The sequence below is a fragment of the Clostridium sp. AF28-12 genome (assembly GCF_003435225.1).
Lineage (GTDB): Bacteria > Bacillota > Clostridia > Lachnospirales > Lachnospiraceae > Pilosibacter > Pilosibacter fragilis.
The window spans coordinates 26993-44591 of the sequence record NZ_QWGJ01000010.1; the positions used below are offsets into that span (position 1 = coordinate 26993).

A 17599-nucleotide genomic window follows, 5' to 3' on the forward strand; every position below is an offset into this window, starting at 1 on the left:
TTCTTGTTTTCATGTCAATGAAAACAAGAAGAGGCATGTCGGGGCAGCGAGCATTTATCTCCTGTATTCATGCGGAGAAAACCGTGATATGATGTTTTTGCCCGGTTCCCGGAACATCTGGGGCTGGGCAGGACGCCGTATCACGGCTCCGCGAATCGCAGGAGATTTTTACATTTACGCGGGCGCAGTCCAATGCCCGCATTTGCAATATATTTGCGATTCAGGCAGTTACGAACAGGAACCACTTTCACAGGCAGACAAAGATGCCTTACTTGGAGGAAACAATGGAGCAGGAGATCATTTTAGAGGCCCGGAACATCACAAAAGTCTATCCGGGCGGCGTTGTGGCAAACCATAATGTCAATCTGCAGATCAAAAAGGGTGAGATCCATGCCCTCGTCGGTGAAAACGGCGCGGGAAAATCCACCTTAATGAAGATGCTGTTTGGCATGCTGGCACCGACAGAAGGCCAGATCTTCGTGGATGGAAAAGAGGTACACTTCTCATCATCCAGCGATGCGATCGCGGCCGGACTCGGCATGGTACACCAGCATTTCATGCAGGTTCCGTCCATGACCGTTGCGGAGAACCTGATTCTCGGCGCGGAGACAGGAACTGCATTTAAAGTAGACCGGAAAGAGGCGGTGCGGATCACCACGGAGCTTTCCGACAAATATAATCTGAAAGTAGAGGCAAAGGAAAAGGTCGAGGACATTTCTCTTGCCATGCGTCAGAAGCTTGAGATCTTAAAGGCACTCTACCGGGGTGCCCATATTCTGATCCTGGACGAGCCGACAGCCGTGCTGACACCACAGGAAACAGAAGAATTATTTGAACAGTTAAAGCTTTTAAGAGAAAATGGCCACACGATCATCTTTATCTCCCACAAATTAAACGAAGTTAAGGCACTCTGCAACCGCATGACGATCCTCCGGGATGGAAAGACCATGGGAACCTACGAGATCTCGGATCTCGACGAGCATGAGATCTCCCGCCTGATGGTAGGCCGTGATGTCAGCCTGGACATTGAAAAGGAAGAGATGGAGCCGGGAAAGACCGTATTCTCTGTGAAAGATATGGTCTATGTGGACCAGTTCGGAAAGACGAGACTGGATCATGTCTCCTTCTCTATCAGAGAAGGTCAGATATTAGGAATCGCCGGAATCGACGGAAACGGCCAGTCGGAGCTTGTCGAGGCCATCGTCGGAACCTTAAAACAGCAGCAGGGAACGATTACAATGAATGGAAAGGACATCTCCAACGCCCCGGTGCTCGCACGCCAGGAAGCGGGAATCTCCCACGTTTCCGAGGACCGTATGAAATTCGGCACGGCTCCGAAGCTTTCCCTGGAGGACAACGCGATCTCCAAGGTCTACTATACCGACAAATTAAAGACCCACGGACTCCTGGACAGCAAAAAGATCAGTGAATTTACAAACCGGATCTTAAAAGAGTTCCTTGTAAAATTCGATAACTCCAAGCAGTCCATCGCGGAGCTCTCCGGCGGTAACGTCCAGAAAGTCGTTGTGGGACGTGAGTTCGATTATGAACCGGATCTTCTGATCATGAACCAGCCGACCAGGGGTATTGATGTCGGCGCCATCGAGTTTATCAGGAAGAAGATCGTGGACATGAGAAGCAGAAAGAAAGCAATCTTACTTGTATCCGCGGACTTAAGCGAGATCCTTTCCTTAAGTGATACGATCCTTGTCATGCATGAGGGCCGCATCGTCGGACATATCTCCGATGTGAAGAATACGTCAGAGAATGAGCTCGGTCTTTATATGCTGGGGGTAAAAGAAGATTCCAAGGAGCAGATCGGAGGTGCTTACTGTGAATAAAAAATTTACGATCGTAAGACTTCTCTGCGCGTTTGCCATTGCCATCGCCTTGTCGGTGGCGGTGATCTTCGCAGTCAGTGAGGAGCCGGTGACTGCGATCTATAACCTGTTTTTAGGACCGCTGCAGTCCAAACGTCACTTTTTTGAAGTGTTTGCCAGCAGCGTGCCGTTGATCTTTACGGGACTTGCTCTGGGACTTGTATTCAAGTCCGGAAACTTCTCCATGATCGCGGACGCATGTCTCTACACGGGCGCTGTCGTGACAGCGGCCCTCGCCATCAAGACATCCCTGCCGTTCGCAGTACACCCGATCGTGATCATGATCGCGGCTGCGGCTGTGGGTGGGCTGATCGGAAGTATCCCGGCGCTCTTAAAGGTGTATTTCCACACGAATGAGCTGGTAACTTCCTTAATGTTCAACTATGTGTTCTTTTACCTTGGGATCTACAACGTGACGAAGTTCCTTGCTGACCGTGAGGCGGGAACCTTCGCGTCTAAGAAATACCAGGCGACAGCTTCCCTCGGAAAGCTGATCTCCGGAACGAACTTCCATGTGGGATATCTGATTGCCATTGTGGCAGTGATCCTGTTATATATTCTTGTATACAAGACGAAGTTTGGTTATGAGGTCCGCATCTCAGGAAGCAACCCGGAGTTCGCGAAGTATTCCGGAATCCGTACCAGCCGTGTCATCATCATGACCCAGGTCATTGCGGGTGCCGTTGCGGGGCTTGGCGGTGCAGTCGAGCAGATGGGAATGTACCAGCGTTTTAACTGGCAGGATTCTCCGTCCTACGCTTGGGATGGTGTTATTATCGCGATCCTGTCCGGCAATAATCCGAAGATGGTACCGTTCGCGGCATTTTTCCTGGCATACATCCGTGTCGGCGCGGACCTGATGTCCAGACGTTCCGATGTCCAGAACGAGCTGGTATCCATCATCCAGGCGGTTCTGATCCTGTTTGTGACGGCCGAGCGGTTCATGGCAGGCTGGAAACAGCGCGAGGAAGCGAAAAAAGCACTGAAAGGGGAGGCGTAACAGATGGGAATCTTACAGGAAATTTTAAAAACATTGAGTCTCCCGGAGTTCTATTTCGCAATGTTTCGAAGCGCGACACCGGTGCTTTTAACGACACTGGGGGCTATGATCTCCTCGAGATCCGGAACCAGCAACATCGCCCTTGAGGGAACGATGCTGATCTCCGCCTTTGTGGGCGTTGTTGTCAGTGCGTTCTCCCAGAGCGCCTGGATCGGATTTTTGGGCGCGGTGCTTGCAGGCTTTATCGTCAGCAACATCCTCGCCTACTTTATCCTGAAATTAAACTCCAACGCGGTCATCTCGGGTATCGCGTTAAACACCTTCGCCTCCGGCGGAACGATCTTTGTCCTGTACCTGATCACAGGCGAAAAGGGTGCGTCCACATCCCTGTCGTCCTTAAAGCTCCCGAGTGTGACGATCCCGGTCGTCAAGGATATCCCGGTGATCGGCACGGTGCTTTCCGGCCATCATGTGCTGACCTACGCGGCGCTGATCCTGGTGGCAGTTGTGTGGTACATGTTTAAGTATACAAGACTCGGCATGCATATCCGTGCCGTCGGTGAGTCCCCGGATGCGGCGGAATCCGTCGGAATTCCGGTAAAGAGGATCAAGTACATCGCCCTCTGCTTAAGCGGAATGATGACCGGTATGGCTGGCGCGTTCCTGTCCATGGGATATGTGGGACTCTTCTCCTCCGGTATGACAGCGGGGCGTGGTTACATCGCTCTGGCAACTCAGGCCATCGCGGCGGGAAATGCCGTGATCGGCATGCTGGCATCTCTGTTATTCGGATTCTGCCAGAGTCTTGCGAACTATCTCCAGAACTCTTCGATCCCGCTGCAGTTTATCCAGATGATGCCGTATCTGATCATTATTATCGCGTATACGGTTTACTGCGCGATGGTGGAGCACAATAAGAAGAAAAAACAGATGAAGGCGGCGGCCGGGAAATAAATTTGCTATTACTCACCACCTAAAGAGGTGGGAGGCTTCTCGACTGAGATAAAAAACGGCAGCAGAGTGCGGTCGGAAAGAATTGATGCAAGCAGCTCCTGACATAGGGGCTGCTTTGTAGTAAATTAGAAGATCTGTGCAGCGATTGTGCTGACTGTACGAAAACACAACATAGAAGACACAATATAGAAGACACTGAATAGTTTAGAAGGGAGAATATTGTCAGATATGAGCCATATCGTAGAACTTCACTTACATCTGGACGGATCGCTCCGCCCGGAGACCGTCTGGGAGCTTGCAAAAGAGCAGGGCGTGGAGCTTCCGGCAAAGAGTGCGGAGGAAGTAAAATATATGATGGAAGTCCCGGAGGACTGTAAGACTCTGGAAGAATATTTGGAACGTTTCGATCTTCCGTTACTCGTCTTACAGAAGGCAGATGCCATCGAGCGTGTGACCTTTGAGCTGGTGGAGGATCTTGCGAAAGAGGGCGTGGAGTATGCGGAGCTTCGATTTGCACCGCAGTTTTCCATCAAAGACGGACTAACTCAGGATGAGGTCGTCGAGGCAGCCATCCGCGGAGCAGAACGCGGCATGAAGATGTATCCACAGATTCGTGTGGGTCTGATTCTCTGCTGTATGCGTGGAGCGGATAATGAGGAGCTGAACATGCAGACGGTAGAAACTGCGAAGAAATATCTTGGGGATGTGGTCTGCGCGGTGGACATCGCAGGCGCGGAAGGCCTGTTCCCGACTGAGAATTTCGCCCCGGTATTTGCGAAAGTCCGTGAGTACGGCGTTCCGATGACGCTCCATGCCGGGGAGGCGGCTGGTCCGGACAGCATGAAGACAGCGCTTTCCTTCGGAACAAAGCGGATCGGACACGGTATTGCAGCCATCGATGATCCGGAACTGATCAAGAGACTTATCGACGAGAATGTGACCCTCGAGGTCTGCGTTACCAGCAATTATCACACAAAAGTAGTTCCGGCGATCAACATGCACCCGATCCACAAGCTTCTTGAGGCAGGTGTCCATGTAACCGTAAATTCCGACAACCGCACCTGTTCGAGAACTACACTTCAGAAAGAGAAGGAAGTGCTGAAGGAGGAACTTGGTTTCACCGACGAGGAGATCGAGAAGATGCAGGAATACGCGTGGGAAGCACGTTTTTTAAAATAACAGGATATCGGAGCGAAAAGCATATAGCAATCCGGCATCAAAGAATCATAAGAAGGAAACGTGTGAATGTAAGGGGGCAGAGTATTGCCTCCTTTTTCCATGCCGCGGAATGACAAAAACCTGATTTTCCGCTGGCTGGAACATGTTTCCGTGAAATTATACGAAAAAAAATAGGGGAATTGTAGCATATGCCAAAACTCCGGCTCGATGTAGCAAAAGCTTTGCATTGAAGATTGGATAATGCTAAAATGAAATTGTAATATTTCGATAAACGGAACAGTATTCCGATACGCGGAATAGCATAGAAACGATAACTCATTGACATAAGCCAGCCACGGATCCTGTGGCTGCGCACATTACAGAAATTGGAGGAGACTATGCAATTGATCGACCGGGCATTGAATGCCCTGGAAATACTGAGCCAAAATATGAATGGAATGTCGGTGACGGATCTAGCGGAGCAGCTTGGGATCCCGGCAAGCTCCACTCACAGGATCCTTTCAAGCTTAAAGGGAAATCATTTTGTCGTTCAGGACGAACATACGAAAAAATATCGTCTTGGATATAAGATCTGCGCAATCGCTACCGGGGTCGTAAAGGGAAGTGCGCTGACGCAGGCGGCACAGATGCCTATGCGGAGACTGGCGGAAAAGATCGACCGGAATGTGGTCCTCTGCATCATGGAGCATGGAGCAGTGATGAATGTGGCATGCAGCGAACGCGGCGATTCCAATATGTATATGGTTAAGATCGGACATGAGATCCCGTTCTATTCCACGTCGGCTGGCCGTGTTTTTATGGCTTACATGAACCGGAGCGAGGCATTGGATATTCTTGATCGTGAGAAACGCACGAAAACGACGCCGAATACGAAAACGGATCTGAAGGAGCTGAATGAAGAGCTGGACCGCATTCATAATCAGGGGTATGCGGTCATTGACGAGGAATTACAGATGGGGATCATCGGCGCAGCGTGCCCGGTATTTGACAGAAACGGAGAGCTGGCGGCTGCGATCGCGTTTACGTCCATGAAGGATGGGGATACGGAAAAAATGTTCCAGAGGATCTGTCAGCTTAAGAAATGTGCGAAAGAAATTTCCGAGGCAATCCGATAGAAAAAAGGAGATTTGTTATGAGCGAGTATAGTGTAGAGTTAAAGGGCTTAAATAAGGTGTACAGTAACCTGCTAAAAGAGGATACGATCGCACTGAAGGATATCAACCTCCAGATCCGTCCGGGGGAGTTTATTTCTATCATCGGCCCGTCCGGCTGTGGAAAATCGACACTTTTGCGGATCATTGGAAACCTTGATAAACCGACCTCCGGTACGATCGAGTATCGCGACGGGGCAGACCAGCAGATGGGATTCGTATTTCAGGATTCCGTTCTTCTCCCGTGGAAAAATGTGAGACAGAATGCAGAATTTCCGTTAGTGATCCAGAAAAAGCAGACGAAAGAGAATGAAGAGAAACTTGACGAGCTCCTGGAACTTGCAGGGCTTTCGGAGTTTAAGACTGCGCTTCCGAGAGAGCTTTCCGGCGGTATGAAACAGCGTGTGTCCATCGTCCGGGCGCTTTCCTACGACGCTCCGTTACTTCTGATGGATGAGCCCTTCGGAGCTTTGGATGCCCTGACCCGTGACCACTTAAATGAGGAGCTTTTAAAGATCTGGCAGAAGACGAAAAAGACGGTTATTTTCGTTACCCACAGCATCGAGGAAGCCACCTTCCTGTCGGACCGCGTTCTCGTCATGTCTGCGAGACCGGGAAGAGTCAAGGAGATGGTGGAGATCGATCTGCCGCGTCCAAGGGGAGAGGCAACGAGAAATGATCCGAAGTTCACGGAATACAATAAGTATCTGAGGGGGATCATCGGATGAAAAAGAACGGAAAACTTCAGGGACTCCTGAGAACCATCGGGGAATACGCGCTTTCCGTCGGCGTGTTTATCGCGCTCTGGTGGATCTACGTTGCGGTAAAGCATGTCCCGGCGTACATCCTGCCGTCTCCGCCGAAGGTCTGGAGCAGCCTTGTCAAAATGTTTGTAAAAGGAACTGTATACGCACATCTCTGGACGACGACTTATGAGGTCATTCTCGGATTTGTGATCGGCGCCTTTTTAGGAATTGTTCTGGGATATGTGTTTATCAAGATCGATGCCTTAAAAACGATGCTGATGCCGTACCTGATCTTCCTTCAGACGGCACCGAAGATCGCACTTGTCCCGTTATTCGTCGTATGGTTCGGAATCGGACTCGTATCAAAGGTTGTTTTGATCATATCCATGGTCCTGTTCCCGGTATTGTCGGGAATGATGCTGGGTCTGGAATCGATCCCGCCGGATGTCAGAAACCTGATGAAGATCTTAAAAGCGTCAAAATGGCAGGTGTTTTCACAGGTTGAAATGCAGTATTCATTACCGGCGCTGTTTGCAAGTCTGAAGGTCGGTATCGTTCAGGCAGTCATCGGTGCGATCGTTGCCGAATGGATGTCCGGAAAACAGGGTCTCGGATATATCCTGACTTACGCGTCATCGACCTATGACACCCCGATGCTGCTCGCGGGCATCATCGTCACGATCATTCTGGGAATCGCGACGTATCAGGTGATCAGTGTGCTGGAGGATAAGTTCCTGTACTGGCACGAATCGAAAAATTAGTGCTCAGCCCGCCGCTTCTGACAAAATGCGGTGTGCTGGATGAGAGAAAGATTTTGGGAGGAAATGAGTGTGAATTTTACATCGGCTTCATCACCGACGATGAATGGAAAAATGCCGCATATCCAGTGTACGGCTGAGGAGATCGGAGAGATCGTACTGCTTCCGGGTGATCCGGGGCGCGTTGCCATGTTCGAGAATCTTTTAGAGGATTATAAGATCGTCAGCAACTACCGGGAATATGTGGTTGGAACCGGATATTACAACGGAATCAAAGTTACAGTGTGCTCGACTGGAATCGGTGGTCCATCAACAGAGATCGCTGTGCTCCAGCTGATCGCCCTCGGCGCGAAAGCTCTGATCCGCATCGGCGGGACCGGCGTGCTGAAAGAAGATGTACCGTGCGGGGCGATGGTCTTGAACACGGGTGCTGTCCGGAAAGGCGGTGCTTCCTGCTTCTACGCTCCGTCTGAGTATCCGGCATTAGCCTCATTTGAAGTGCTGGATTGCTTAAAGCGCGCGTGTGAGGAGAGAAAGAACGAATATTCCATGGGAATCTGTATGTCGGTCGGTTCCTTCTATCACGGACAGGGACGTCAGATGCCGTTTGAGACAGGATATGATGAAAATGCTGTTCTGGAACAGTATGAAAAATGGAACATTCTGAACATGGAGATGGAGGCGGAGACGATCTTTACGCTGGCATCGTTAAACAATGTTCTTTCCGGAAGTATCTGTGCAGTACACTGCAACCGGATCACGGACCAGTGGCTGGTGGATTTTGAACCGGCCCAGAAGGAGATGTGCAGAACGGCTCTTGCCGCGGGAGAAAAGCTTTATAAGGAATATCTGCACAGAAAGTAACGGATTGTAAGGCCTGCGGGCCCGCCCGCTGACCGCAATCAAATAAAATATAGATAATGACCCGGCCAAAAATGGCGAGGGAAATTATAGATGCCGGAAATGCAGTTCCGGTAAGACAAAGAACCAATGTATTTATAAAAAGGAGAAGGAGAGTACCATGAAGAAAAAAATTCTTGCAACCGTACTGACAGCGGCAATGGCAGTGTCCATGCTCGCAGGATGCAGCTCTGAGAGCGCAAGCAAAGCAAGCGAAGCAGCAGCAACGACCGCAGAGGCAACGACAGCCGCAGAGGAGACAAAGGCTGAGGAGACAACGGCGGCAGAAGCAAAGGACACAGGCGATTTAAAGACGGTTTCCATTCAGATCGATGGTTCCGCAGTTCCGTATTACGCACCGTTATACCTTGCGCAGGAGAACGGATATTTTGCGGAAGAGGGACTGAATGTTGAATTTTATTATGCAGCAGCCGCCGATATCGTAAAGAACGTTGCAGCAGGCAATGTTGAGTTCGGTTTCCCGAACGCAGATGCAGTTGTAGCGGCAAAGGCACAGGGTATCCCGGTTAAAGTTGTTCATACAACCTATCAGGAAGGTCTCGGCGCGATCATCTTCGGAAGCGATTCCGGAATCAGCACACCGGCTGACTTAAAGGGCAAAAAAGTAGCAGTTACAAGCCTTGGAAGCGCAAACTACTTCCAGCTTCAGGCAGCTATGGAGTCTGCAGGCCTTACGATCGACGATGTACAGGTTGAGATCGTTGGTACAGGCGCAATTCTGACAGCACTCACAGAGGGTCAGGTTGACGCGATCGTGTTCTCCAAACTCAGAACCATCGAGTTAAACAACTCCGGTTACGCGGCAAGCGAGATCACATGCGACCAGTTCCTTCCGTCCTTCGGCAACGTATTAGTTGCAGGCGACAAGTTAGTAGCAGAGGATCCGGAGACTGTTGACGGATTCTGCCGCGCGTTAAACAAGGCGATCGAGTACATCATCGACGGTCACGTTGAGGAAGCTGTTGATATGTCCATCGAGAAATATGCACCGACCTTCGCTGAGAAGAGAGATGTTGTTGTCCAGATCTTAAACGATGTATTCGTAAAGACCTTATGGCAGAGCGATTACACGAAGGAGAACGGAATCGGCGCGTCCAACCCGGAGAAGTGGCAGGCACTGATCGATGAGTCCAAGGAGATCGGCAATATCGACGAGACCTTCGATGCATCTGAACTCCTTTACACACCGGCAAAATAAAGAATTTTCCCCGCTTCGGACGGGAAGAGCTATGAGGTGAGAGATGTTTTACAGAAAATATAGAAAAACCATTCTTCCGGCACTGTTTCTGCCGCTGTTTCTGATCGTGTGGGAACTGTATATCCGGATCTTTCATGTACCGAACTACCTGCTTCCCGGTCCGGCAGAGCTGGCGAACTCGATGGTAAAGCTGTTTGTGAGCGGTGATGTGATGAAACATATCCGCGTTACAATGGAAGAGATCCTGGTGGGAACGGTGATCGGTATCGTGATCGGACTGGTCCTCGGCTATATTATGGCGAAGATCCGCTTTATTGAGCGTCTGATCATGCCGTTCGTCATCATTATCCAGACAGCTCCGAAGATCTCTCTGGCACCGCTTTTCATCCTCTGGATGGGACTCGGAATCGAATCCAAGGCGGCGTTAGTTATTCTGGTTGTATCGTTCCCGATCATGATCAATGAGGTATCGGCGATCCGCTCCATAGAGGATAATGTATACAATCTGATGAAGGTGTTAAAGGCCAGCAAATGGCAGACCTTCTGTAAGATCGAAGTTCCGTATTCGATCGAGATGATGTTATCTGGAATTAAGCTTGCCTTAACGCAGGCGATGACAGGCGCGGTCATCGGTGAGATGATCGGAGCGAAAGCAGGTCTTGGATATCTGCTTACGCTGGGCAGTGAGACATACGATATCAAGATGATCCTGAATGCGGTCATTCTTTTAAGTGTGATCGGTTTGGCGCTTTACCTGATCTCGGAGCTGATCGAGAAGAAGGCGCTTTACTGGAAAGTGATCGATAAGAGTGTGGTAGGCTGAAAATAGACAGGTCCTCATATGGCGGTATGCTGTGTGGGGACCTGTTTTTTGTAACAGGAAATTCCGGGGAATTTTGTCACAAGCGACCGGGCGAGGCGCGAGAATGTGCCAAGGCACATTCTTTTAATATTATATGGGATTATTTTTTCGATGGTAAAACATTAGGAATAATGTTATACTGAACCTATATGCGGGCCACACATTTTCTGAATGTTCCGGCATTTATCGAAGAAAATCCGGAGCAGTCCGGTGGCTGAAAAAGTGCGATAGAAACGGAGAAGTTGTCTATGAAAAAAATGATTTCCTGGAATGTAAACGGGCTGCGTGCCTGCCTGGGAAAGGGATTTTTAGAATATTTGAAGGAGTCGGATGCAGATATTTTCTGTATTCAGGAGAGTAAGCTGCAGGAAGGGCAGGTGGAGCTGGAGCTTCCGGGATATCACCAGTACTGGAATTACGCGGAAAAAAAGGGATATTCCGGTACGGCGATGTTTACGAAGGAAGAACCTGTCTCAGTGACCTACGGTCTTGGGATCGAGGAACATGATCATGAGGGCCGGGTGATCACGGCAGAATTTCCGGAATACTATGTGGTCACCTGCTATACCCCGAATTCCCAGGACGGCTTAAAGCGCCTCGATTACCGGATGCAGTGGGAGGACGCATTCCGGGCGTACTTAAAGGAACTGGAGACGAAGAAACCGGTAATTTTCTGCGGTGATCTTAACGTGGCACATCAGGAGATCGACTTAAAGAATCCGAAGACGAACCGGAAGAATGCAGGTTTCTCTGATGAGGAAAGAGCGAAATTTACGGAGCTTTTAGAGGCTGGATTTGTTGATACGTTCCGATATTTTTACCCGGATCAGGAAGGGATCTACTCCTGGTGGTCTTACCGGTTCTCGGCAAGAGCGAAGAATGCAGGGTGGAGGATCGACTACTTCTGCGTTTCAGAGAGTCTGAAGGACAGGCTTGTGGACGCGAAGATCCATACGGAAGTATTAGGAAGTGATCATTGTCCGGTGGAATTAGATATCCGGTAGAATAGATTTTGTGCAGTGATCGGCTTAAGGCAAAATTGTATATATGGGTAAAAGCCTTGTGCAGTTATCTGCACAAAAATACGTATTTTCAGATTTAGAAAATCAATGTGCCTAGAACATACCTGGTGCAGATATTAATTTTAGAAAGAGATAGTAGGTTGACATAACATGAATTTAGTGACGGCAGAACATCTGACGAAATCATATACGGAGCGGCTGCTCTTTGACGATACCGATTTTTCCATCAACGAGGGTGACAAAATCGGTCTCATCGGAATCAACGGAACAGGAAAATCGACGTTATTGAAGCTGGTGGCGGGACTTGAGGAGCCGGACTCCGGCCGGATCGTCCGCGGACGGAATCTGGATATCCGATATCTCCCTCAGAACCCGGTATTCCATCCGGGCGAGACGGTGCTGGAGAGCGTTTTAAGGGAAAATGAGGGACATGAACATGTCTGGGATATCGAAAGTCAGGCAAAATCCATGTTAAACCGCCTCGGAATCCCGGATTTCAACGAGAAGGTGGAGCATTTATCCGGCGGACAGAAGAAGCGCGCGGCGTTGGCATCTGTACTTTTATCGACGGCGGAGCTTCTGATCTTAGACGAGCCGACAAACCATCTGGACAGCGAGATGGCGGACTGGCTGGAAGATTATTTAAAGAAATTCAAGGGCGCACTCCTTATGATCACCCATGACCGGTATTTCCTTGACAGCGTGACGAACCGGATCGTGGAGCTGGATAACGGAAAGCTTTACAGCTATCAGGCAAACTACGAGGGATTCCTGGAGCTGAAGGCAGAGCGCATGGATATGGAAAAGGCCTCTGAGCGCAAACGTCAGTCGATTTTGCGGACAGAACTCGCATGGATGCAGAGAGGCGCCCGTGCCCGCTCTACAAAGCAGAAAGGCAGAATTCAGCGGTTTGAGGCACTGCGGGATAAAAAGGGACCGGTGGAGGACGGAAAAGTCGAGATGGAGTCCATCTCCAGCCGTCTCGGCCGTACCACCATCGAGATCTCGGATCTCTGCAAATCCTACGGGGACAAGGTTCTTGTAAAGGATTACACCTACTTTTTCTTAAAGGATGACCGCATCGGCTATATTGGTCCCAACGGAAGTGGAAAATCGACGTTGATGAAGATGATCGCCGGCTGGATCAAACCGGATTCCGGAACGATCGAGATCGGACAGACCGTAAAGCTTGGATATTTTTCACAGGAAAATGAGGACATGGACACGAGCCTCAAGGTCATCGACTATATTAAGAATGTTGCGGAGTATGTAAAGACAAAGGACGGCAGCATCAGCGCGTCCCAGATGCTGGAGCGGTTTTTATTCCCGCCGTCTGTCCAGTATACCGTGATCGAGAAGCTGTCCGGCGGCGAGAGAAGACGCCTTTATCTTTTGAAAATCCTCATGAGTGCACCGAATGTCCTGATTCTGGACGAGCCGACGAATGACCTTGATATCCAGACGCTGATGATCCTGGAAGACTATCTTGACAGCTTTCAGGGGATCGTCATCACGGTATCCCATGACCGGTATTTCCTGGACCGCGTGGTCGGCAGGATTTTCGCCTTCGAGGGAGATGGAAAGCTTCAGCAGTACGAGGGCGGATTTACGGATTACCAGGCAGCGAAGGCGGAGCGGGAAGCGAAGCTTGCGGAGAGCGCGGCGGAGAATCCGGCGGCAGCGAAGAAGTCTGCGGATAAGGGAAATGACGCGGCTGAGACAGACAGCGCATCCCGCGGGAACGCGAAGCCAAGGGAGAAAAAACTGAAATTCAGCTACAAAGAGCAGAGAGAGTGGGATACCATCGAAGATGACATCGCCGCTCTGGAAGAGGCAGTAGAGAACCTTGAGAAGGAGATCGAGGCCTCTGCGACGAACTTTACAAAGCTCAATGAGCTTATGAAAGAAAAAGAAGAGAAGGAAGCGCAACTCGAAGAAAAGATGGATCGTTGGGTCTACTTAAACGATCTGGCGGAGCAGATCGAGGCGCAGAAGAACAGGTAATATGATAACTGTCAGCGGACTTGTGTATTTGTTGTGCCAGTTATGCGAGACCTAGCAGCAGGAAAAGGCCAGAGCGGCAGTTGTTCAAAAATATATTTTTACTGATGTTGATTATCGGAAACTCAGGACCGCAGGTAACCGTTGCTGAAATCAGTAAATAGAACATGTCGGGGAAAACGGGGGATTTTAGAATGGCAGAATATCGAAACAGAAACAGAATCCTGTATCCACTTGGTGTCACGCAGGAAGAGAACGGCGTCCACATCCTTGTACAGGGACGTGCCGGGGAGGTTCGGCTGCTCTTGTACAGGCCAGGAGAGAAAAAGCCATGCGAGGAGATCTCGTTTGATCCGAAATACCGGATGGGAGATGTGTGGGAGCTGGCGCTGGATCGGACAGATTTTGCATCATTTGAATATAATTTCATGATAGATGGAAAAATTGTGACAGATCCTAATGCGCGCGTCATCACAGGCCGGGAGAAATGGGCAGACCGGAAACGTGCCGGAAAACCGGTGCGTGGCAGGATACTGTCGGAGGAGTTTGACTGGGAGGATGATGTAAACCCGGAAACCCCTTATGCAGAAACGATCCTCTACAAACTCCATGTCAGGGGATTTACGGCGCATGCGTCCTCCGGGGTATCTGCCCGAGGAACGTATGCCGGTGTCATGGAGAAAATCCCATATTTAAAAGAACTCGGGATCACGGCGGTGGAGCTGATGCCGGTGACAGAGTTCGATGAGATCATGATGTCATCCTCCGGAAGCAGCTTCCATAACGCGAAACAGGAGCCGACAGGATACTTAAATTACTGGGGATATGGTCCGTCCTATCTCTACGCGGTGAAGACGGCGTATGCCTCCCGTGAGACAATGTCGGCGGAAGGTGAGTTTAAAACATTAGTCAAAGAATTGCATAAGGCCGGGATCGAGTGTATCCCGGAGATGTACTTTACAGGAAAAGAGCTTCCGGGGGAGATCCTTTCCGTGCTCCGGTACTGGGTGGAAGAGTATCATGTGGATGGTTTCCATCTGACCGGATTCCCGGATCTTTCTCTGGCAGCGGAGGATCCGTTTTTAAAGCGGACGAAGCTTTTTGCGGAAAACTGGAATGAGGTCATGAACCGCCGGCCGAAACAGGGCTATGTGACTCCGGGAGATGGCGCGGTATCGGTGGAGGAAAAGAATCTCGCGGAATACAATATGCAGTTCATGGAGGACATGCGCCGGTTCCTGAAGGGCGATGAGGGAATGTTGTCGGCCTTTGAGTTCCGGAACCGCAGAAACCCGGCGGAGTATGCTGTGATCGACTACATGGCGAACACCAACGGCTTTACGCTGATGGATACCGTCTCCTATGACCGGAAGCACAACGAAAAAAACGGCGAGGAGAACCGGGACGGAAGCGACTACAACTATTCCTGGAACTGCGGCGCGGAAGGTCCGACGAGAAAGAAAAAAATCGTGGAGCTGAGGAAACAGCTCTTAAAGAATGCGTATCTGCTCCTGTTTTTAAGTCAGGGTGTTCCGCTTCTCATGGCGGGCGACGAGTTCGGGAACAGTCAGGACGGAAACAACAACGCCTACTGTCAGGACAATGCGGTCTCCTGGTTAAACTGGAAGCTTCTGGAGACCCACAAGGATCAGGTAGACTTTGTGAAACGCCTCATTGCCTTCCGGAAAGCCCACAAGATGTTCCATATGGACCGGGAACCGCGGATCATGGATTATAAGTCCTGTGGACGACCGGATGTGTCCTATCACGGGGAAAACGCCTGGAAGCCGGAGTTTGAAAATTTCCGCCGCCAGTTCGGGATCCTCTACTGGGGTGCCTACGCGAAACGCCCGGACGGGAGTGATGACGCGAACTTCTATGTAGCCTATAACATGCACTGGGAGCCGCATATGTTTGGACTTCCACATCTCCCGAAAGGAGCAAAGTGGCGTGTGATTTGCAACACAGGTGATCCGGATGTGACCGACCTTCCAACGGATGGAACCTGTGAAGTCCCGAAAAACCAGATGATGCTGGCGGTACCGCCGCGTGGGATCGTGATTCTTGAGAGTTTTGCAGATCCGGATAGGGAGAAGGACGCGAAAAAGAACTTGAACAGAATTATTTGAAATAAGGGAACTGTTCAGTAGGTCTGCGCACTTGCTGCGCTGACCGTAAGGAAACATAGGCTGGAAGGCAAAAATCCCATCAGCGAAGCTGATCTGGAATGGATTTTTGCACGTAACTATGAAGGTACTGAATAGTTACGAAATAAGCATAAAATAAGAGATTGCCGAATAGATAACGAGGGATGTTTATGAGAAACGACAGAATTCGAATTGTAATAGCAGACGACGAACAGAACATCTGCGAGATGTTGAAACGTCTGATCCGTTTTGACGATCTTGGGCTCGAATTGATCGGTATGGTCTCCAATGGAGAAGATCTGAGAAACGTGATCGTAAGAGAAAAGCCGGATATTGTGATCACAGATATCCATATGCCGGTCATGGACGGTCTGGAGGTTATCCGATGGTGTAATGAAAACGGATGCAAAACGAATTTTATCGTGCTCAGTGGATATCATCAGTTTGAATACGCTTATAATGCGTTGAAATACAAAGTCAATGACTATCTTCTAAAACCTCTCAACGAGGACGAATTAAACGAGACTCTGGAGAGGATTGCAAAGGGAATCCGCGAAGGGGAACAGAAAAAAGATAATTCTGCTTATATCCAGTCACTCCATGAGCATTTTATGAAGACTGTGTCTTACTACAGGAACGGACAGAAGCCGGTTTACGACAATGTCGATATGGTAAATCAGGAATTTATGCTGAAAGTAGAGCCGGGGATTTTTAGATTTCTGTTTATCTGTGTGGACGACCTTCGAAAAGATAAGCAGGGAAATGAACAGTTGAATTCCGTCATAGAGAAATTAAAAGATCTTGCAGAGAAGAAACTGTCTCACTGTTGTTTTGAATATGTATGCCGTGCAAGGACCAGATCCATGAAGATCTTCCTGAACTACCCGTCTGATCAGGAAGATGAGGTAGAGAGTGAGTTGAAAAGATTGTACGAAGAAGCACAGGGGCTGGCGGACTTATTTAACGGCATGAACATTACAGTCTGCATTGGAGATTCTATGAATGACCCGAAAGAGATTCCGGCGGCAGCTCGCAGCGCATGGTATACGATGTTCTGTCGGTTCGGAATTGGGACAAATCGCCTGATCTGGTATGGGCAGTTAAGGAGAGCAGATATATCTGCCCAGAAAAAAGAATGGGAAACGCAGATCCGGCATGCCTGGGATGTTCTCGATGAGGAAATGTTTGCGAATACGATCTATGATATCTTCTCTGTGCCGAGAGCGGTAGAGACAACAAAGGATTTTGCGGAATTTGTTCACGAGATCGGTGCAATTGCAGAAGAGGGGAAAGAAAGCTTTTTCCAGAAAACAGGTCTGGAAGCACCGGAAGACAGAGAAGTATCACCGAATTCCCGGTTGGATGACTCGGATTCTATGGAAGAATACAGAGACAGCCTGATTTCACTCTACGGCGCACAAATCAGGGAATGTTCAGAAATGGCGGATAAGAAAAACCTGAAACCGATTCGACTGGCTTGCAGTTATGTGGAGTCCCACTATAACGAACCTATAAAACTTGAGGACGTCGCGAAAGTTGTAAATTTAAATCCAATCTATTTTTCAACACTGTTCGCGCGCAAGACCGGCCAGAATTTCACAGAATACGTTACGTTGTTCAAGCTGAAAAAGGCTTGTGAGCTTCTTGCGGACAGTGATATGAATATCAATGAAATTGCGGATTCTCTCGGATTCACGGATGCACGTTATTTCAGCAAACTGTTCCGAAAGAAAATGGGATTGAAACCGACGGAGTATCGAAGAATTTATGGGTGATGCAT

General features: G+C 49.5%; 14 protein-coding genes. All 14 read left to right on the plus strand.

Features of this window, described 5'->3' with window-relative positions:
- Positions 1-284: 284 nt before the first annotated feature.
- The 14 genes from DWY93_RS09905 to DWY93_RS09970 all read left to right on the plus strand — a co-directional run bounded on the left by DWY93_RS09905 (position 285) and on the right by DWY93_RS09970 (position 17594).
- The gene (locus tag DWY93_RS09905) at positions 285-1841 is read left to right on the plus strand and encodes an ABC transporter ATP-binding protein (protein WP_117470506.1); all 1557 of its coding nucleotides are present in this window, start codon (positions 285-287) and stop codon (positions 1839-1841) included.
- Complete coding sequence (locus DWY93_RS09910) at positions 1834-2880, plus strand: ABC transporter permease (protein WP_117470507.1); 1047 nt, start codon at positions 1834-1836, stop codon at positions 2878-2880. The genes DWY93_RS09905 and DWY93_RS09910 overlap by 8 nt, the downstream gene beginning before the upstream one ends.
- Before the next feature lie 3 nt (positions 2881-2883).
- Positions 2884-3834: an ABC transporter permease gene (locus DWY93_RS09915; protein ID WP_117470508.1), complete on the plus strand. Its 951-nt coding sequence runs from the start codon at positions 2884-2886 to the stop codon at positions 3832-3834.
- A 228-nt stretch (positions 3835-4062) separates the two neighbouring features.
- Positions 4063-5013: an adenosine deaminase gene (gene add / locus DWY93_RS09920; protein WP_117470509.1), complete on the plus strand. Its 951-nt coding sequence runs from the start codon at positions 4063-4065 to the stop codon at positions 5011-5013.
- A 377-nt stretch (positions 5014-5390) separates the two neighbouring features.
- Positions 5391-6128, plus strand: a complete 738-nt coding sequence (locus tag DWY93_RS09925) for an IclR family transcriptional regulator (protein ID WP_117470510.1) — start codon at positions 5391-5393, stop codon at positions 6126-6128.
- A gap of 17 nt (positions 6129-6145) precedes the next feature.
- Positions 6146-6892: an ABC transporter ATP-binding protein gene (locus tag DWY93_RS09930; protein WP_015552253.1), complete on the plus strand. Its 747-nt coding sequence runs from the start codon at positions 6146-6148 to the stop codon at positions 6890-6892.
- Positions 6889-7671, plus strand: coding sequence for an ABC transporter permease (locus tag DWY93_RS09935; protein ID WP_015552254.1), 783 nt, complete (start codon positions 6889-6891; stop codon positions 7669-7671). Before DWY93_RS09930 ends, DWY93_RS09935 begins: the two co-directional genes overlap by 4 nt.
- 63 nt (positions 7672-7734) lie before the next feature.
- On the plus strand, positions 7735-8532 hold the full coding sequence (locus tag DWY93_RS09940; protein WP_117470511.1) for a nucleoside phosphorylase: 798 nt from the start codon (positions 7735-7737) through the stop codon (positions 8530-8532).
- A 157-nt stretch (positions 8533-8689) separates the two neighbouring features.
- Positions 8690-9787 (plus strand): ABC transporter substrate-binding protein, encoded by a 1098-nt coding sequence (locus tag DWY93_RS09945; RefSeq protein ID WP_117470512.1) that lies wholly within the window; start codon positions 8690-8692, stop codon positions 9785-9787.
- A gap of 43 nt (positions 9788-9830) precedes the next feature.
- Positions 9831-10610 (plus strand): ABC transporter permease, encoded by a 780-nt coding sequence (locus DWY93_RS09950; RefSeq protein ID WP_117470513.1) that lies wholly within the window; start codon positions 9831-9833, stop codon positions 10608-10610.
- A gap of 287 nt (positions 10611-10897) precedes the next feature.
- A complete protein-coding gene (locus tag DWY93_RS09955) occupies positions 10898-11653 on the plus strand; it encodes an exodeoxyribonuclease III (RefSeq protein ID WP_117470514.1) in 756 nt (251 codons plus the stop codon).
- 168 nt (positions 11654-11821) lie between these two features.
- Positions 11822-13675 (plus strand): ABC-F family ATP-binding cassette domain-containing protein, encoded by a 1854-nt coding sequence (locus DWY93_RS09960; RefSeq protein WP_117470515.1) that lies wholly within the window; start codon positions 11822-11824, stop codon positions 13673-13675.
- Between the two features lie 191 nt (positions 13676-13866).
- Complete coding sequence (locus tag DWY93_RS09965) at positions 13867-15801, plus strand: alpha-amylase family glycosyl hydrolase (RefSeq protein ID WP_117470516.1); 1935 nt, start codon at positions 13867-13869, stop codon at positions 15799-15801.
- Between the two features lie 188 nt (positions 15802-15989).
- Positions 15990-17594, plus strand: coding sequence for a response regulator (locus tag DWY93_RS09970; protein WP_181968527.1), 1605 nt, complete (start codon positions 15990-15992; stop codon positions 17592-17594).
- Positions 17595-17599 lie beyond the last annotated feature (5 nt).